Source organism: Pontibacter sp. YIM B11418 (genome assembly GCF_059278805.1).
In genome coordinates this window covers 862,446-880,698 of record NZ_JCAEMH010000001.1, presented here as the reverse complement: position 1 = coordinate 880,698, position 18,253 = coordinate 862,446, and the positions used below count along the sequence as shown (strand labels likewise).

Here is an 18,253-nt window from a genome sequence, read left to right as displayed (position 1 = left end):
TTTACGATATTTGTATTTGTTGGCATAAAAACGGCCAGACCGCACGGATTTGTCGGACAGGGCGCTGTAAATGCTGTTCCTATGTAAACTAAAATTGCTGTCTGCAGACAGTACTAAACTGATATACAGTAAAATGAGCAACGAAACCATTATTTTCTCCATGGCCGGGGTCAGCAAGATCTACCCGCCACAGAAGCAAGTACTCAAGAATATTTACCTCTCCTTTTTCTACGGTGCCAAAATAGGCGTGCTGGGCCTTAACGGCTCCGGTAAGTCAAGCCTGCTGAAAATCATCGCTGGCGTGGACAAAGAGATTCGCGGCGAAGTAGTGTGGTCGCCGGGCTACTCGGTAGGCTACCTGGAGCAGGAACCACAGCTCGACCCGACCAAAACGGTGCGCGAAGTGGTAGAAGAAGGCGTAAGCGAAGTGGTTGCCCTGTTGAGGGAGTTCGACGAAATCAACATGAAGTTTGCCGAGGAAATGACGGACGATGAGATGAACAAACTCATCGAACGCCAGGGGATCGTGCAGGAAAAACTGGACCACCACAACGCCTGGGAATTGGACAACCGCCTGGAGCGCGCCATGGATGCCTTGCGCACACCGCCGGAAGATGCTTTGATCGGAAACCTGTCGGGTGGTGAGAAGCGCCGCGTGGCCCTGTGCCGCCTGCTGCTGCAGGAACCAGACGTGCTGTTGCTGGACGAACCTACCAACCACCTCGACGCGGAGTCGGTGGACTGGCTGGAGCAGCACTTGCAGCACTACAAAGGCACCGTAATTGCCGTAACCCACGACCGCTACTTCCTTGACAACGTGGCTGGCTGGATTCTGGAACTGGACCGCGGCGAAGGTATACCTTGGAAAGGCAACTACAGCAGCTGGCTGGAGCAGAAGGCTGCCCGCCTGGCGAAAGAGGAGAAGACAGAAAGCAAGCGCCAGAAAACTCTGCAGCGTGAGTTGGAGTGGGTGCGTATGGCCCCGAAAGCCCGTCATGCCAAGTCGAAGGCACGTATCAGCCAGTACGATAAACTGGCCAGCGAAGAAGCCTCTAAGAAAGAAGAAAAACTGGAACTCTTTATACCGGATGGCCCGCGTTTGGGTACACAGGTAATTGAGGCGCACAACATCAGCAAAGCCTACGGCGATAAGTTGCTGTTCGAGAACCTGAACTTCTCCCTGCCGCAGGGTGGCATTGTGGGCATCATCGGTCCGAACGGTGCCGGTAAGACTACTTTGTTCAAGCTGATCACAGGTCAGGAGAAACCGGATGCAGGTGAGTTCACGGTGGGTTCAACCGTGCAGATCTCCTACGTGGATCAGGAGCACACGCAGCTGGACCCGAACAAGTCGGTGTTTGAGGTGATCTCAGGAGGCACGGAGCATATGATGATGGCCGGCCGCCAGGTGAACTCCCGTGCTTACGTAAGCAAGTTTAACTTCTCGGGCGGCGACCAGGAGAAGAAAGTGGATAAGCTATCGGGCGGGGAGCGCAACCGCGTACACCTGGCCATGACGCTCAAAGAAGGCGGTAACCTGTTGCTACTCGACGAACCGACCAACGACCTGGACGTGAATGCCATCCGCGCACTGGAAGACGCCTTGGAGAACTTTGCGGGCTGCGCCGTGATCATTTCGCACGACCGCTGGTTCCTGGACCGTATCTGTACGCACATCCTGGCTTTTGAAGGCGACTCGCAGGTATACTGGTTCGAGGGTAACTACACAGATTACGAAGAGAATAAGAAGAAGCGTTTGGGTGATACAGAGCCGAAGCGCATACGCTATAAGAAGCTGGTATAGATTGCACTGTTTTGTGTTGAAAACCAATGCTTTCGTTTTGAAAAATCCCTTGTTGGCCTAATGGTCGGCAGGGGATTTTGCTTTTTGGGCGCTGATCAGTTAGAGTGTATTCTTTATTATGAAATTATTTTGAGAAAATATTAAACAAAAAAATTATAGGATTATTCGAGTTATAATTTGCTGTTATATAGGTGCTTGATTATTAGTATATTGGAATATAAAAAGATGGCCTGTAGATTTTAGGGCATGGTATTGTTATAATAAACAGGAATTATATTCAATTGTTTGCATATAACATTTATTTAATATTTATTTGCAACATCTTCTGGGAAAAATATGAATATGTTTTACTAGAAGTGAATTTTTTTATGCTTAAAATAATAATGTCTAAACTAAACCTTAAAAAGTTCTATTGTCATGAAAAAATTTACTCTTAATGAAACTATGGCTAATGTAATTGTTGCTGCTTACTTTGTACTTGGTGGTGCAATAAGTAGTTTACTAGTAGCAGTAGCATAATTTAGCTTACCTATATAAATTCGCAACAAGGGCGATGCTGTTAAGCATCGCCCTTGTTGTTTTAAAGGCTAAGAAAATTCCAGCTAAAGTATCCAGTATGCGTATGGCTACGTAACAGGGCAAAGAGGTTTAATGCTGTCGTAAGTACTTGTATGTAAGAAGTGTATTAATATCTATATATTTATATATAAATAGTTATAATAACTTTTAAAATAGTGCAACGTTTGCGGGCGTAATGCGTAAAGAATACCAAGATGGCCAAAGGTATTTTAAAGCATTTCTAACGTTTAAAAGGTTGTCACTCATGAAAAAACTTTACTTTGATGAAGATGCACTCGCATACATTGTTATAGCAGGATACTTTGCAGTTGCAAGCATCGTTTCTGTTATTGTAGCTTACTAAGAGCAGTATCTTAAAAAAAACAGCGGGGCCATACCTACCACTAGGTATGGCCCCGCTGTTTTTAGAGAACAGGAATGCTTACTTCACTTTCTTAAACTCCAATTCGCTGAAGTGGAAGTCCGGATTGTTGGAATCAAGTCGCATTTCGGCAATTTTTCCATCAGGCCCAACAATGAAGCGCACTTTAGTGGGTGTGAGCAGGGCGAAGTTGTTTTTCCACTCCAGGTTAAAGATATCGTGCTGCCAGTGCGTGAGCTTGCCACCCAAGGCTGGAGCTGGAGCCAAATCTAACACGAGTTGCTTGTTCTGCACCGTGATGGTGGCGTCGCCATAAAGCGGGCTGTTGTACGTGCCGGCATAGGTCTCCAGGTCCATGGTTGGTTTGCTCTTGCGTAGTTTTTCTTTGGGGGCTTTGGCGGCCGCTTCTTCCTGCGCTTTGCGTGCTTTGGCCATGTTGTCGAGCGAGAACTTGCTCCAATCGCGGCCGTTTTGTACCCCAAAAAACTGATCTAAGGTATAGTTGGCCAACGGCGACATAATGCTACTCATGCTGTTAGTCAGAATCACGATGCCGAGGTTCTCTTCCGGTACCAGTACGGTGCGGCTGTTCATACCTTCGTGGCCACCGCCGTGTGCCAGTATTTTGCGGCCTTCGTAGTCGTTCATCATCCAGCCCAGGCCAGCAGCCGAAAAATGCGTGGAAGGCACGTTCGCCTCGGATTGTTTTGAAACAGGCATGGCGTTGTGGGCGGTCCACATAATGCGGCTGGCGTCTTCACTGAAAATCTTTTTGCCCTTATAAGTGCCGCGGTTGAGTTGCAGACGCATCCACTGGGCTTGCTGGTTTACGCTCGTGAATATACCTGCTGCCGGGTTCCAGTTGTCCCAGGCGGTAAAAGTAGTGGGGTAGGGCTTGCTGTTTTCGTCGGAACCATGTGGAGAGGCGATGTTGTCTTTGCCAGCCAGTTCGTTCACGGAGGTATAGGAGCGGTTCATGCCCAGCGGGCCGAAAAAGCGCTGCTTGATGAAGTCTTCCCACTTCTGTCCTGACACAGCCTCGATCACTTCGCCGGCGGCGATGAACATCAGGTTGGAGTAGCCATACCCGTCGCGGAAGCTGTAGGCGGGCTGCAGGTAACGGGCACGCTCCAGAATTTCGCGGCGGCTGTAGGTGGTGTTGTACCAGAGCAGGTCACCGCTGAAGGTGCGGAAACCGGCGCGGTGACTGAGCAAATCCTCTATGTTGAGCTCCTGCGTTACGTAGGGGTTGTACAGCTGCAGCCAGGGCAGGTGCTTTGTTACCTTGTCGTTCCAGTTGAGCTTGCCTTCGTCCACCAGTATACCGAGCGCTGCAGCGGTATAGGCTTTGGAATTGGAGGCAATGCCGAATACGGTGTTGGCGTCTACCTGGCCGCCTGCCTTGAGGTCGCGCACGCCGTAGCCTTTAGCGAAAATTACGGAGTCGTTCCGTACGATGGCGATGGCCATGCCAGGCACATCCCAGTCTTTCAGGGCTTTCTGGTAGTAAGCGTCGAGCTTTTGCAGCGTAGCGGCTGTGTTTTGCTGGGCCGAGGCTTGCAGGCTAACGATGGTTGCTAAAGTAAAGAACAGCGCAACGCGCTTGAAGAAGGTATAGGTATAGCTCATGGGTGAGTCAATATTTACAAAGGTAAGTTATATAATTTTATGTCCTTTGCATAATGCCGCTTGCTCGTTGTTGTATAGACGCCAGTAAAGATTTTTTGCTTTTGCGGGGAGCCGCAGGTCTACTCTTTTCGACCTGAAATCCATGTGTTTCGGTGCAGGTGTGTTTCGCCTTCTTCGCGCGGCAGGTGCGGGCCTTGTTCGTATTCTTTCAGCTCCATGCGCAATCGTTCCTGTTCTTCAACCGAGAGGATAGAAGCCAGCTGGCGCAGGTCAGGCTGACCCGCATCTACCCAGGCCGTAAACCAGTAGCTGGCCACGTTGTGGATGGCAAGGCGCATCTGCCGCTCCACCTGCCCGTTGAGCCTTCGGTGGTAAGCCTCCGAAAACTCCCTCGAATATACCCGTGTGGTCAGGTTGCCGCGCACTTCATAGCTGTATTTTTTTTCTTCATCAAACTCGAGCGTCAGTTCCCGTTCAAACCCAAGCACTGAATCGAGGGCCAGATGGGCGCTGGCTACAATGTCCCAGGCTCTGAGTTGTGGCTGTTCGATGTATTGCGCCTGCCCTACAAAGAAGTCGTAGTTGTCGGAGAGCATCTCGGGAAGGCGGCTTTCCCAGAAAGCGTGGATACCGCGCTGGTCTGTTAGCTGCCCGTTGTAGTTGCGAGTAGTGTGAAGGGGCACGCTAGCATCGGCAATGTAATGGCCTATGTCGGCGGAAAGGCGAAGAATCTGGTCGAGGTTGCGGTCTTTGAAGGCTTGCGTGAGCTGGAACTTCATGCGGTTGATGTGCCAGGGCACGATACCATGCGCCATCAGCGTGTCTTCGCCGTACCGCTCCACAGCCTGTTGCCAGAAGCGGGGCATTTTATAGAGCGCACTGTCGCCGTACACATCCAGATCGATGTAGTGGCGGGGTGCTTCACCGACTACGGCATAGCGGCGGCGGTCAGGGTTCACGGCATTTTCGGTGATGTAGCGGATATGCTTTTTGTAGAAGCCCACCATTTCGGGCGGCAGGGTATAAACGGCCAGCCGGTTGATGCGCTGGTGCGCAAAAAAGCCCCAGCTATACCCGGTGAGCGGCAGCAGGAACGTAAAGAGAAGCATCACAGCGATTTGTCGGAAGGCCATACCTGCGGTGTACGGAGAATTAGGGAATTTGTATATTAGACGCGGCATGGCTGGACTGCTTGCTGTTTACACTTAGCCGGCTAGAGCGCCATATCTGTGCAGCCGCATTTCACCAACACCTGCATGAAACCGAATTTATCCATCTCTTTATGAAGCATTCTATCGTATTCTCCCTCCTCTTCTGCCTGCTTACCACGCAGGTATACGGCCAGGATTGTGAGATCAGAAACCTGGCTTTTGAGGGGGCAGGTATACGGGGCATTGCCTACACCGGTGTTATCGACGAATTGGAGCGGCATGGCAAGCTGCAGGGTATAGAGAAAGTCGGCGGCACATCGGCAGGGGCCATTACGGCCATGATGGTATCATTGGGTTATACCTCCGAAGAAATAGCGGACATCGTCTCTTCCACGCAGTTCAGGAAATTTAATGATGGCCGCTTTATGTTCGTCGGTGGCTTTGTGCGCATGCACAAGCTGTACGGATGGTACCGGGGTGACAAATTCATGGATTGGACCGCTAAGCTGATCGAAGAAAAAACGGGGAATCCGGATATAACCTTTCAGGAGTTGAGCGCCCTGGGGTATAAAGATCTGTACATCACTGCAACAAGCTTGAATAAGCAACGGTTGCTCATCTTTTCCAGGGAGAACTACCCGAACATGAAAGTGAGGGATGCAGTCAGAATATCGATTTCTATACCGCTTTACTTCAAGGCCGTCTTTATAGACAGCGATGGGAAGGTTTACAAAAAGCCGGATGAAGACCAGGAGCTGGATGTTGTGGTGGATGGTGGCGTCATCGGCAACTTTCCCATCACCATGTTTGACACTGTTGTAGCGGACTCAACAGGAAGAAAGCAACGTATACCCAACAAAGGTACCATAGGTATAAGGGTAGACTCGGATTTACAGATTAAGGAAGATGCCAATACGAGAGAGCTGGTGCCCACCGACATCCGGAACCTGAACGATTATATAGCGGCGCTCTATACCTTGGTTATCGAGAACCTGAATCGGAATGAGTTAACCGAAGCGGACTGGGCCAGGACTATTTCTGTTTCATCGGTCGATATCAGCCCCCGCATCAGGAAGATGTCAAAAGAGGAAAAAAACAGCCTGATTCAGAGTGGCAGGGAGTATACCGCAAACTACCTGCTGCGTACATGCAGTACCCACGACTAAAGTAGCCATTGCCTCTATACCTCCGATATGAAAAACGCCGATAGTCTGACCCAATTTCTGGAAGCCCAATCCAGCAGCTATGAACAAGCGCTTTCCGAGATAAAAAGTGGCCGCAAGCGCAGTCACTGGATGTGGTTTATCTTCCCGCAGTTGCAAGGCCTGGGGTATAGCGAAACCGCCCGATTCTACGCTATCAAAGATCTGGAAGAGGCCCGGTTATACCTGCAGCACCCTGTACTGGGACCTCGCCTAATTGAAATCTCTAAAGCCATGCTGGCGCTGGAGGGTAAAACTGCCAACCAGATTTTAGGAAATCCCGACGACCTGAAACTGCGCTCCAGCATGACTTTGTTTGCGGCTGTGCCCCATGCTGACCCCGTGTTTAAAGCTGTGCTGGATAAATATTATAAGGGCGAAGCGGATGAGAAGACCCGGCAACTTCTGCGATAAAACCAGTACCTGTCTCAGCCGACTCATGGTATTCTAGCGTAGGTTTCAGTGCGGCGGCTATCGTTATACCTTCTCTGTTTTATTTTTATAAGGTATAGCCTGATAATTTTCTTGGCTACAGGTATAATTTGCTGAACCTTAATACAGTTAAAGTATAGTAAACCCACTATACTTTAAAAATGCAGCTAAGATTCTGGAAGAAAAAAACAGCCGAAAAGACGGTCAGGAAAAGTGCCCTGCGCGAATGGGGTAACGCGTTGATGTTTGCCGTCGTCGTATCCACGTTTTTTCGGTGGGCATCGTTTGAGGCCTATGCTATACCTACCTCTTCCATGGAGAAGTCGATGCTGGTGGGCGACCGCTTGTTTGTGAGCAAGCTGCACTACGGACCACGCACACCCATCACTCCGCTGCAAGTGCCGCTCACGCACCAGACCATCTGGGGCACCGACATGCCTGCCTATTCCGACGCGTTGCAGCTGGAGTCGCTCCGCCTCCCGGGCTTTTCCGAAATCAAGCGCAACGACCCGGTAGTGTTTAACCTGCCGGTGGAGGAGGAGCGCCCCGTGGACCAACGCACGCACTATGTGAAGCGCTGCGTAGGTATAGCCGGCGATATGCTCGAGATCCGTGACAGGCAGCTATACCTGAACGGTCAGCCACTCGACAACCCGGAGAAGATGCAGTACGCTTACTTTATGGCCACCGAAAAAGTGCTGCAACCCAAGTTCTTCCGTGAGCGCGACATCACCGACTTATACCCTGTGCCGGGCGGTTACATCCTGCACACGACTCCCACCAAGGCCCAGGCGCTGGCTTCGCTCGATTTTATCGGGCAGGTGGAGTTGCAGCAAATGCAAGCCGGCGAGGCGGAACCTGGTATTTTCGGTAGCCCTGGCTGGAACCGCGATAACTACGGCCCGCTCTACATCCCGAAACAAGGCGCAACAGTCGCCATCACTCCAGAAACGCTGCCGCACTACGAAAAGATCATCCTGGACTACGAGCGCAATGGAAATGCCGAAGTGCGCGACGGCAAGCTATACCTGAACGGGCAGGAAGCGAAGAGCTATACCTTCCGGCAGAACTACTACTTCATGATGGGCGACAACCGTCACAACTCCCTCGACTCCCGCTACTGGGGTTTTGTGCCGGAAGACCACATCGTAGGCAAACCCATTTTCACCTGGTTCTCGGTGGACGAGGAGGCTGAAATATTCGAAAAAGTGCGCTGGAGCAGGTTGTTCAGCTGGATAGAGTAAATGGTGCAAACAAAAACATAGGATATAGTAAATATGGTATGGATGTTGCTTGTTAGAATATTGTCTTTCAGGAGTATATCTTTAACCAATGTCTACTAACCGTCTTACTTAAACGCCTATGAAATCTAAAGTACTACTCGGTCTGGGCTTATGCCTGAGCATCTTTTTAACTGGTTGCAAGGATGATGACGTGGACCCCGCCAATTTGCAGGTAAAAATATCAAGCAACAGCCAGACTCTGGTGGAAGGGGGAGATGTTGTTGAAGTAACTGTGGAGATGGATAGAACTTACAAAGAACTAAAATATCTATACCTGGAAGGGGCTGCAATGTTTATGGACAGGGAGACCCGTCATGATGACGGATGGATTACTGCAGAAGTGGATGGCAAGCAACGAAATTTGACGCGCATACCCATACCTGCTGGGGAAAGAAAAAGGACTATACGCCTGCGGGTAGACAAAGATGAAGTGTACCAGGGCAATGGTACCTTTGGAGTACAAGCATACAGCTATGAAAATGGCATGGTACTGCCCAAAGACAGCTTAACCTTGAATTACCAGGATATAACGCCGAAGCCAGTTTTCGGTTTGTTCAAAAAGACTGAGCGAGATGTAACACGGACGTTAAATGTAGCGCATCTTAGCAATCAGGGCCGTTTTTATCTCGTGGTAATGACGGACAGGGTCTTTACAAAGCCTCAGAAAGTTACGCTTTCGTTTTCGGGTACTGCAGAAGAGGGTGTGCATTACACGAAAGAAACTCACCTGGTTCTTGAGCCATGGCATTTCGATCGTCCCCTTCAAGGCAATAGCTATGAAGTTTTACAAATTAACAAAACAGGTAGCTTCAACCCTGAGAAAACCATACACATTAAACTAACTGCAGCTGAAGACGGGACAATTGCAAACGGAGAGGAGTACATATGGCCGAATCCATACGGAGGAGAACCTTTCAACATGGTAAACACCTATACACTAACTGTAACGGAATAGCGTGAAATTATAACTAAGCAATAAAAAAACGCCTACCTCATCTCTGGGGCAGGCGTTTTTTTTGCGGGTCAGGTATAGCTTATCGCTTCACCGGGAACTTCATGCGGTAGTCGGCATCCACTTCACCTTTTGATATTTTGGTGAGCTTGTTCTTGATCAGGCGTTTCTTTAGGCCGGAGATGTGGTCAGTGAACAGGATGCCTTCGATGTGGTCGTATTCGTGCTGGATCACACGGGCTGTCATGCCGTCGTAGGTGTCGGTGTGCTCATTCCAGTCCTGGTCGAAGTAGCGGATGACGATGCGCTCTGGGCGGTATACCACTTCGCGCACACCCGGTATGCTCAGGCAGCCTTCTTCAAAGCCCCATTCTTCGCCATCCTCCTCAATAATCTCCGCGTTGATAAACGCCTTCTTCACGCCTTTACCTTCGTCGCCTTCGTCCATCATCGGCTCAGAATCAATCACAAACAGACGGATGCTCTTGCTGATCTGAGGAGCAGCCAGACCCACGCCATGCGCATGGTACATGGTGGTATACATGTCTTCGATGAGCTCGTTCAGACCTTCGTAGTTTTTGGGGATATCCTGCGCCGGCTCCTTTAGCACCGGGTCGCCATAGGCGGTAATTGGGTAAATCATATTGCTCTGCTTTCTAAATACGACTGTAAAATTATGGCGGCACTCACGCGGTCCACTGTGCCTTTGTCCTGACGGTCTTTCTTCTTGAGCCCGCCGGCCAGCATTGCTTTCTGGGCCATGCTCGAGGTAAATCGCTCGTCTACGGTATGCACTGGTATACCCGGAAACTCCTTTTGAAGCTTACGCACAAAACCGATAACATGTGGCGTGGCATCGGTCGCTTCGCCGGTCAGGCGACGGGGCATGCCTACTACAATAGCCTCCACAGGCTCGCGCTGGGTATAGGCTTTCAGGTATGCGAGTACGTCTTTGGCGTGTATTGTTTCGAGTGGCGAAGCGATGATCTGGAGCGCATCTGTCGCAGCCAGCCCCACCCGCTTATTGCCATAATCTATACCTAAAATTCTCGCCATTATACCTGATCTTTGCCTTTGCTGCCTGTGAACAAAAGGCTCGCGCTTAAAAATACAAAGTTAAGGGATTTAATCGGGATTTGTAGTTGTCGGGTGTTTCCTTGTCTGAATCAGAATTTACAGGATTAAAGAATTGACAGGATTCTCGTGCACGATTAACATCCCCCTGCCCCCTTCGAAGGGGGACTTCTGACATTGCCGATTTTCAGGTGTAGACGTTGTAGCTGCTGCAGTTCTTTTGCTCTACCGGGTCCAACCACCCCTGCCCCTCCTTGTCCAAGGAGGGGAATCTATAATTACTACTTTATTGGTATAAGCGCTGTTGTTTCTATCATATACTAGACACACCACTGGCAGGTATAGCAAGGCTAACTTGCACTGAAACCACGAAGGTATAGCACAAGCCAGGTGCACCATTTGACACTCCACTGTTTGAGCGTTCAGCGAGTTTGGAAGGTCTTGACTTTTTTGCTTACTTTTTTTGTCAAGAAAAAAAGTGAGTGCCCGCCGTACAGGCGAAGCAATGAAACAATTTGATTTGCTATACCTCCAACAGCTGCCACTACGCAGCAAAGACAACTCAGGCAACTAACCCCAAACACCTACTACAGCATTATTTTATACTAAAATGGAATAAAACCCGACCAAAGCTTTGTTCAAAGAATAACAAGCTTTACAACATGCAGGTATACCTATAAAGAAACCTTGCATAGATAAGCGTGAATATTTATCTCCATAAAGCTGCACAAAAGCGCCCGCTTAGCTTTATATTTAACCGTTTTTAGAGATTGAGATGAGCGAAGAAACCAAACATAACCCGCAGGCGGAGCCGGAAGCAGCCGAACAGGGCAAACCCCGCAACACACCCTTTCAGGTGCGCCTGCCCCTATACATCGCCCTAGCCCTGGTGGTTGGAGTGCTGATCGGTGCCAATACCTTTTCCCCTTCCGATACCAACCCGCAAAGCACGGCCAAGGCTTATCTGAAGTTCCGGGACGTGCTCAGCTACATCGACCGCGACTACGTGGACACCGTGGACACCGAGAAACTCACTGACCACGCCATCACCAAAATGCTTGAAAAGCTCGACCCGCATACCTCTTACATTCCTGCTGCCGACCTTGCCATGGCTCGCTCATACCTGGAAGGCGATTTTGAAGGCATCGGTGTGGAATTTAATATTTTCAAGGATACGATTTATGTGATCACGCCCCTGAGTGGCGGACCGTCAGAGGCGGCAGGTATACAGGCTGGCGATAAGATTATTTCGGTGGATGGCGAGAATGTGGCTGGCACTGGCATTACCAACGAGGGTGTGTTTAAGCGTCTGCGCGGACCAAAAGGCACTGATGTGAAGTTACAGGTACTCCGCAAAGACAATAAGAAGCCGTTCGACTTCACCATCACCCGCAACAAAATTCCGACCGTGTCAGTGGATGTGAGCTACATGGTGAACAACAACACTGGTTACATCAAAGTGAGCCGCTTCGCCTCCAATACCTTCGACGAGTTTAAAGTGGCACTTTCTGGCCTGAAGAAGAAAGGTATGCAACAGCTGATACTGGATTTGCGCGGCAACCCCGGCGGTTACATGGATCACGCTACCCGCATGGCCGACGAGTTTATAGCAGGCGACAAGATGATCGTGTATACCGACGGCAAAGGCTCGCGCTATGACTCCAAGTCATTTGCACGCACTAAAGGTGACTTCGAAAATAATCCGGTCATTGTGCTGCTGGATGAGGGCAGCGCTTCTGCCTCCGAGATTGTGGCCGGCGCCCTGCAGGACAACGACCGCGCTCTGATCGTGGGCCGCCGTTCGTTCGGTAAGGGACTGGTGCAAATGCCGATTCCGCTCAACGATGGTTCGGAGTTGCGCCTGACCATTTCGCGTTACTATACGCCAAGCGGCCGCTCTATCCAAAAGCCTTACGTGGCCGGTACCGAAGATTACCAGAAAGACATGCTGAACCGTTTCGAGAACGGTGAGTACTTCCATCCGGACAGTAGCCTGTTTGTGGATTCCCTCAAGTATAAGACGGGCAAGGGCCGCGTAGTGTATGGCGGCGGCGGTATCATGCCCGACGTGTTTGTGGCGCGCGATACCACCGAGATCTCAGACTTCCTGGGGCAACTGTATAGCAAGAACGTGATACGCGAGTATGCGCTGGCCTACTACAACGACAACCGCAAAGACCTAGAGAAGATGCAAATGGACAAGTACATCAAATCTTTCAACGTGTCAGATAAGATGATGAAGGACCTGCTCAGGTTGGCGTCACAATCGGAAGTGACGTATGACGAAGCGCAGTACAAGCGGTCGGAATCTTTGTTGCGCAGCAATGTGAAAGCTTTCATTGGTCGCAGCGTATACGGCAATCCGGGATTCTTCCCGATCCTGCACGAAAAAGACGAGGAGTTTCAGGAAGCCTTGCGTCAGTTTGGAAAGGCGCAGCGTCTGGCCAAAGGTGGCGTATAACAAACCAAAATTTATATTTGTATAAGAAAGAGCGCCTGGTAGGGTAGCTTTTGAAAACCATAACCAAAGAAAAGGAATGGCTTACTATCACAAATTGGGCACTTTTCCGCAAAAACGACACACGCAGTTCAGGCAGGAGGACGGCAGTCTGTACGCCGAGCAGCTCGTGGGTACGCTGGGCTTTAGCGGTCTGTCGTCGTTGCTATACCATAAGAATCCGCCGACGCGCATCACCCGCATCGGGGAGCCTATACCTTACGCGCCCAAAATTGCCGAAGGTATAAAACTGGCCCCGCATCACCTCAAAACACTCGACCAGACCATTACCGGCACCGACTACCTGAATGCCCGCAAGACCATGATGCTTAACAACGATGTGGCCCTCAGCATTTGCAATCCGTCGGAGCTGAAAATGGACTACTACTACAAAAACGGCCAGGCCGACGAAGTGGTGTTCGTGCACGAAGGAAGCGGGGTGTTGCTGTCGCAGATGGGTAAGCTGGAGTTCCGGGAGGGCGATTATATTGTAATTCCGCGCACGATCATTCACCAGTTTCACTTCAACGACGGTCCGGTACGCCTGCTGATCACAGAGTCATTCAGCCCGATTGAAACGCCGCGCCGCTACCGCAACCATTTCGGGCAACTGTTGGAGCATTCGCCGTTTTGTGAGCGCGACATCCGGGCTCCGCACGAGCTGATCGAGTATACAGAAGGCGGGGAGCATTTGGTGCAGATCAAGAAAGACGGCATGCTGCACCAGTACTACTACGATTTCAGTCCGTTTGACGTGGTGGGTTGGGATGGCTACTTCTACCCGTATGCGCTTTCTATTTACGATTTTGAGCCCATTACCGGCCGTATTCACCAGCCACCTCCCGTTCACCAGACCTTTGAGGCGCACAACTTTGTGATCTGCTCTTTTGTGCCGCGTCTGTTCGACTATCACCCACAGGCTATACCTGCGCCTTACAACCACTCCAACGTAGATTCTGACGAGGTGCTCTACTATGTGGCCGGCGATTTTATGTCGCGCAAAGGCGTAGACCGGGCTTCGTTTACGGTGCATCCGGGCGGTATACCGCATGGTCCGCACCCGGGTACGGTGGAGGCGAGCATCGGCAAGAAAGAAACACACGAGTACGCCGTGATGATCGACACCTTTAAGCCGCTATACCTGACAGAGGAGGCTGTGGGCCTGATGGACAAGAACTACCCGATGAGTTGGCTTGAGCATGGCCCGGATACCACCCGCGCCGCCGACATGTTTGACTAGGATTTCTTTACTCTCGATCATTTTACTTAATTTTGCACACTGTGCAGGCAATACAGGAAGGGCAGCCCGCGAGGCTGCTCTCCTTTTTCAAGCCCGCCGTGTGTTAAAATAATTAACAGAGAATACTTTACATTTCATCCTTTTATGAAGAAAATACTGCTCGCAGTACTGGTGCTGCTTACATTTATAGGAACATCCTGCGATAAGGTAGACGATCTGCTCACCTTTTACATCGAACAGGAAGAAACCATTACCATCGAGTCGACTTTCCCGATAGGTGTGGTGACGCCGCTGTCGCCTATACCTGTGAAGACGAACTCAACGGAGACGTTTAAGAACAACAAGACCCAAGCCGAGCTGGTAAAGGACGTAAGCCTGAACAAACTGACGCTTACCATTACGGATCCAGCAGACGAGAATTTCGACTTTTTGCGCAGCATCGAAATCTACCTGAGCAATGATAAAGGAGAGGAGACGAAGATTGCCTACCTGGACGAAGTGCCAAAAGGCGTGAAAGCCATTGAGCTGAAATCGACCAATGCCAAGCTGGACAAGTATATTAAAGGAGAAACCTATACTGTAAAGACAAGAGCTGCTATTGCCAAACCGATCACGCGTGATGTCGCCATCAAGGCGGCTATGCGTTTTAAAGTGACAGCAGACCCTATTTAATCATGCAGACTATATCCATGAGAATCTCAGAAAGCAATAAACTCGAGAAGATCATCATCGTTGGCGACCGTGTGCTGATCAAGCCGAAAAGCTCACGGGAGCAAACCAAGAGCGGGCTATACCTGCCGCCCGGCGTGCAGGAAAAAGAAAAAGTGCAGGAAGGCTACGTAATGAGGGTTGGCCCCGGTTATCCGATGCCTGCCGACTATGGCTTTGATGAAGAGATGCTCCCCGACGAGGAACAGGAACAGGTGCGCTACTTGCCGCTTCAGATAAAAGAGGGCGATCTGGCTATCTATCTGCAGCGTGATGCCATCGAAATCAACTACCTCAGCGAGAAATACTTCATTGTGCCGCAGTCGGCTGTGCTCATGCTGGTGCGCGAAGAGGACTTGTAGGCCATCTAAAAGCTTTGTGAAAGCGCCATGCCTGGTTACCAGGTATGGCGCTTTTTTTTGTGGTTTCATCGATAAAAAAGACCAGTTTACCCTGTTACAAATGATGTTAGCCGTTTTTGTTACCCTGCAGAAGCAACCATTGTGAACTCGGGGGCATCTATTCAATACTTTTGTCTAAATGCTCACCTTGACCGCTCTTTCACTTTATGATTCATTGTTTCCAAAAGCCTGTTTTTTTACGGATAGTTCTGTTGGTACTTGCGGTGCTGGTGCAGCAGCAGGTGTGGGCGCAGGATAAGAAAACTCCTGTCTTAGCCGGTGTAAAACAACTGCAGGCGCTCCGCATTACAGAGCCAATGAAAATCGACGGTTCGCTGGACGAAGCGGTGTGGCAGCAAGCCGAGATAGCTACCGACTTCATACAAAATCGACCCAACCCGGGCCCGAAAGAAGTGCATCCTACACAGGTGCGCATCCTCTACGACGATGATGCCATCTACGTGGGGGCCATTATGCACGACGTGTCGCAGGACAGCATTTTCAAGGAGATGGGCAGGCGCGACGACCTGGGCAACACAGACTTTTTTGGCGTTTTCTTCGATACTTACAATGACCAGTTGAACGGTTTCGCCTTCTTTACGACCCCGGCCGGAGTACAGCTCGATGCCCGCTACTCTTCCAACGGCGAGGACTTCAGCTGGAACGCCGTATGGGAAAGCAATGCCACTCTACAGGGCAACACCTGGGTGGCTGAGATGCGCATACCCTATTCGGCGCTCCGCTTCAGCAACAAACCGGAGCAGCTGTGGGGGCTCAATTTCATGCGCAACCGGCAATCTACGCGCAAGGGCTATTTCTGGAACCACGTCGACCCGGCCATCGACGGCTTCGTGAACCAGTGGGGCAAGCTGACAGGTATAAAGAACGTGGAGGCGCCGCTGCGTCTGTCGCTGACGTCCTACGTGTCGGGCTATGCCGAGAAGTACCCGCGCGAGAACGGCGACGGCTCCACCTCCTACAAAGACAACTTCAACTTCAGCGGCGGCATGGACGTGAAGTACGGCATCAATGACGCCTTCACGCTGGACATGACCCTTATACCTGATTTTAGCCAGGTGCAGTCCGATAACCAGGTGCTCAACCTGTCGCCTTTCGAGGTGCAGTTCAACGAGAACAGGCCCTTCTTTATGGAGGGTACCGAGCTCTTTAACAAAGGGGACTTTCTGTACTCGCGGCGCATTGGTGGCAGGCCTGTCAATTTCCTGAATGCAGACGAGCAGGAGAAGCTGGGCTATACCATCATCGAGAATCCGCGTGAGACGAAGATGCTGAACGGCACCAAAATATCGGGTCGCACGCAGTCGGGCTTAGGTATAGGTATATTCAATGCAGTGGTGGGGCGGCAGTACGCCACTGTGGAAGATAGCGAGGGAAACCAGTTCCGCAAGGAGACGCAGCCGCTTACCAACTACAACATTGCTGTGTTCGATCAGTCGCTCAAGAACAACTCCTATGTGACGCTGGTCAACACCAATGTGATGCGCCAGGGCAGCACCTACGACGCCAACCTGACCGGCCTGCTCTTCCGGCTGGCCACCAAGGGCAACAAGTACGCCCTGAACGGCAAGGCCGCACTCAGCCAGAAATACTACACAGACGACACGCGGCTGGGGCACATGTACAGCCTGGGGGCGGGCAAGGTGAGCGGCAACTTCCAGTACAGCTTCACCCACTCCATGAAGTCCGATACGTACGACCCCAACGACATGGGCATCAACTTCATCCGCAACACCGTGGACGAGGACCTGAACCTGCGCTACAACTTCTACCAGCCTTTCTGGAAACTGCTGAACATGAACACCCAGCTGGGGGCCACGTACAGCCGCCGCTACAAGCCCGACGCTTTCCAGAACCTGGTAATCTATGGGCGGGTGAGCGGCACGTTCAAGAGCTTCCTGAGTATGGGCACCTCCTTCAACCTGGAGCCTGTGGTGACCTACGACTTCTTTGAGCCGCGCGTGGAAGGTCGCTACTATGCCTACCCGACCAACTCCAGTATAGGCGGCTGGGTCTCTTCGGATTACCGCAAAAAGCTGGCCCTGGATGTGGAGTTCAACTACCGTACCTTCAATGAACATGAGCGCCGCAGCTTCGATGTGTTCGTGTCACCCCGCTACCGCGTCAACGACAAGCTTTCCTTTACTTACAGCTATAGCCGCAACATCCGCCAGGACGACATGGGTTTTGCCCACCATGTGGCAGAGGGGGAACGGAATGGCATGGAAGGGTGGGTGATTTTCGGACTGCGGGATGTGAACACGGTGACCAATGCCTTGACCGGTTCTTACATCTTCAACAACCGGATGTCGCTGTCGTTGCGGGCGCGCCACTACTGGTCCAAGGCTGAGTATGATCGCTTCTTCAAGCTCGGCGACAAAGGAGAGTTGCTGACCGACACCTACCCACATGGCGGCTACTTTGCGGATGGGGAGCAACCGAACCACAACATCAACTTCAACACTTTCAACATAGACATGGTGTACTCGTGGTGGTTTGCGCCGGGCAGCGAAATCAGCATCGTCTGGAAAAACGCGATACTCCACGATCAGAAAGAGATCATACCCCGATACCACGACAACTTCACCCGCACCATCACGGGACCGCAGACCAATAGCCTCTCCATCAAAGTACTGTATTTTATCGATTATCAGGTATTGAAGAAGCAGTTTTCTAAATCGTAGGTCTGTTGCACACAATACATAGAAGGCCCGGAGCTATTGTAGCTCCGGGCCTTCGTGCTTATGTGAAGTAGTAAAATGCCTTCCAGGGAAGAAACAATGCTTCGCTTGTGTTTCTTATGCCCTAGTTCACACTCGCGGGACGCTAGCGAGAGCGGTGGACTTACTTAGCGGTATACCTGTGGTTTAATTAATAGGTCCGGACACCGAGCAGTTATACCCGAAACAAGCTATACCTAAA

14 protein-coding genes are annotated in these 18,253 nt (G+C 50.8%); 10 read left to right on the top strand and 4 right to left on the bottom strand.

From position 1 onward, the window contains the following. Positions 1-133: 133 nt before the first annotated feature. Positions 134-1,804, top strand: a complete 1,671-nt coding sequence (ettA, locus tag AC4QZR_RS04060) for an energy-dependent translational throttle protein EttA (protein ID WP_494479734.1) — start codon at positions 134-136, stop codon at positions 1,802-1,804. A gap of 1,000 nt (positions 1,805-2,804) precedes the next feature. Here the strand turns inward: ettA and AC4QZR_RS04055 are convergent. Next, positions 2,805-4,373: a serine hydrolase gene (locus tag AC4QZR_RS04055; RefSeq protein ID WP_494479733.1), complete on the bottom strand. Its 1,569-nt coding sequence runs from the start codon at positions 4,371-4,373 to the stop codon at positions 2,805-2,807. A gap of 119 nt (positions 4,374-4,492) precedes the next feature. After that, positions 4,493-5,506, bottom strand: coding sequence for a zinc dependent phospholipase C family protein (locus AC4QZR_RS04050; RefSeq protein WP_494479732.1), 1,014 nt, complete (start codon positions 5,504-5,506; stop codon positions 4,493-4,495). A 149-nt stretch (positions 5,507-5,655) separates the two neighbouring features. On the opposite strand from AC4QZR_RS04050, the gene AC4QZR_RS04045 reads away from it, so the two are divergent. The 4 genes from AC4QZR_RS04045 to AC4QZR_RS04030 all read left to right on the top strand — a co-directional run bounded on the left by AC4QZR_RS04045 (position 5,656) and on the right by AC4QZR_RS04030 (position 9,396). Then, positions 5,656-6,690, top strand: a complete 1,035-nt coding sequence (locus tag AC4QZR_RS04045) for a patatin-like phospholipase family protein (protein ID WP_494479731.1) — start codon at positions 5,656-5,658, stop codon at positions 6,688-6,690. A 27-nt stretch (positions 6,691-6,717) separates the two neighbouring features. Further along, positions 6,718-7,140, top strand: coding sequence for a DUF1810 domain-containing protein (locus tag AC4QZR_RS04040; protein WP_494479730.1), 423 nt, complete (start codon positions 6,718-6,720; stop codon positions 7,138-7,140). A 179-nt stretch (positions 7,141-7,319) separates the two neighbouring features. Next, positions 7,320-8,402 carry a signal peptidase I gene (gene lepB, locus AC4QZR_RS04035; RefSeq protein WP_494479729.1) on the top strand — a complete coding sequence of 361 codons (1,083 nt, stop codon included), beginning with the start codon at positions 7,320-7,322 and terminating at the stop codon, positions 8,400-8,402. 118 nt (positions 8,403-8,520) lie between these two features. Further along, on the top strand, positions 8,521-9,396 hold the full coding sequence (locus AC4QZR_RS04030) for a hypothetical protein (protein WP_494479728.1): 876 nt from the start codon (positions 8,521-8,523) through the stop codon (positions 9,394-9,396). 79 nt (positions 9,397-9,475) lie between these two features. On the opposite strand, the gene def is transcribed toward AC4QZR_RS04030, so the two are convergent. Beyond that, a complete protein-coding gene (def, locus tag AC4QZR_RS04025; RefSeq protein ID WP_220626289.1) occupies positions 9,476-10,036 on the bottom strand; it encodes a peptide deformylase in 561 nt (186 codons plus the stop codon). Continuing rightward, entirely contained in the window at positions 10,033-10,449 is a 417-nt protein-coding gene (gene ruvX / locus AC4QZR_RS04020; RefSeq protein ID WP_220626290.1) for a Holliday junction resolvase RuvX, read from the bottom strand. The genes def and ruvX overlap by 4 nt, the downstream gene beginning before the upstream one ends. Positions 10,450-11,242: 793 nt before the next feature. Here ruvX and AC4QZR_RS04015 point away from each other — a divergent pair. The 5 genes from AC4QZR_RS04015 to AC4QZR_RS03995 all read left to right on the top strand — a co-directional run bounded on the left by AC4QZR_RS04015 (position 11,243) and on the right by AC4QZR_RS03995 (position 18,015). Further along, positions 11,243-12,928 carry a S41 family peptidase gene (locus tag AC4QZR_RS04015; protein WP_494479727.1) on the top strand — a complete coding sequence of 562 codons (1,686 nt, stop codon included), beginning with the start codon at positions 11,243-11,245 and terminating at the stop codon, positions 12,926-12,928. Positions 12,929-13,004: 76 nt separating this feature from the next. Further along, the gene (locus AC4QZR_RS04010) at positions 13,005-14,204 is read left to right on the top strand and encodes a homogentisate 1,2-dioxygenase (protein WP_494479726.1); all 1,200 of its coding nucleotides are present in this window, start codon (positions 13,005-13,007) and stop codon (positions 14,202-14,204) included. A gap of 144 nt (positions 14,205-14,348) precedes the next feature. Then, positions 14,349-14,876, top strand: a complete 528-nt coding sequence (locus tag AC4QZR_RS04005) for a hypothetical protein (protein ID WP_494479725.1) — start codon at positions 14,349-14,351, stop codon at positions 14,874-14,876. A gap of 17 nt (positions 14,877-14,893) precedes the next feature. Further along, positions 14,894-15,274 carry a co-chaperone GroES gene (locus AC4QZR_RS04000; protein WP_220626293.1) on the top strand — a complete coding sequence of 127 codons (381 nt, stop codon included), beginning with the start codon at positions 14,894-14,896 and terminating at the stop codon, positions 15,272-15,274. Positions 15,275-15,525: 251 nt separating this feature from the next. Beyond that, positions 15,526-18,015, top strand: a complete 2,490-nt coding sequence (locus AC4QZR_RS03995) for a DUF5916 domain-containing protein (RefSeq protein WP_494479724.1) — start codon at positions 15,526-15,528, stop codon at positions 18,013-18,015. Positions 18,016-18,253: the final 238 nt, after the last annotated feature.

Coding starts and splice junctions, on each gene's coding strand:
- AC4QZR_RS04015 (WP_494479727.1), top strand. CDS start 11,243: ATGAGCGAAGAAACCAAACATAACCCGCAGGCGGAGCCGGAAGCAGCC.
- AC4QZR_RS04005 (WP_494479725.1), top strand. CDS start 14,349: ATGAAGAAAATACTGCTCGCAGTACTGGTGCTGCTTACATTTATAGGA.
- AC4QZR_RS04055 (WP_494479733.1), bottom strand. CDS start 4,373: ATGAGCTATACCTATACCTTCTTCAAGCGCGTTGCGCTGTTCTTTACT.
- ettA (WP_494479734.1), top strand. CDS start 134: ATGAGCAACGAAACCATTATTTTCTCCATGGCCGGGGTCAGCAAGATC.
- AC4QZR_RS04040 (WP_494479730.1), top strand. CDS start 6,718: ATGAAAAACGCCGATAGTCTGACCCAATTTCTGGAAGCCCAATCCAGC.
- lepB (WP_494479729.1), top strand. CDS start 7,320: ATGCAGCTAAGATTCTGGAAGAAAAAAACAGCCGAAAAGACGGTCAGG.
- ruvX (WP_220626290.1), bottom strand. CDS start 10,449: ATGGCGAGAATTTTAGGTATAGATTATGGCAATAAGCGGGTGGGGCTG.
- AC4QZR_RS04050 (WP_494479732.1), bottom strand. CDS start 5,506: ATGGCCTTCCGACAAATCGCTGTGATGCTTCTCTTTACGTTCCTGCTG.
- AC4QZR_RS04045 (WP_494479731.1), top strand. CDS start 5,656: ATGAAGCATTCTATCGTATTCTCCCTCCTCTTCTGCCTGCTTACCACG.
- AC4QZR_RS04030 (WP_494479728.1), top strand. CDS start 8,521: ATGAAATCTAAAGTACTACTCGGTCTGGGCTTATGCCTGAGCATCTTT.
- def (WP_220626289.1), bottom strand. CDS start 10,036: ATGATTTACCCAATTACCGCCTATGGCGACCCGGTGCTAAAGGAGCCG.
- AC4QZR_RS04010 (WP_494479726.1), top strand. CDS start 13,005: ATGGCTTACTATCACAAATTGGGCACTTTTCCGCAAAAACGACACACG.
- AC4QZR_RS04000 (WP_220626293.1), top strand. CDS start 14,894: ATGAGAATCTCAGAAAGCAATAAACTCGAGAAGATCATCATCGTTGGC.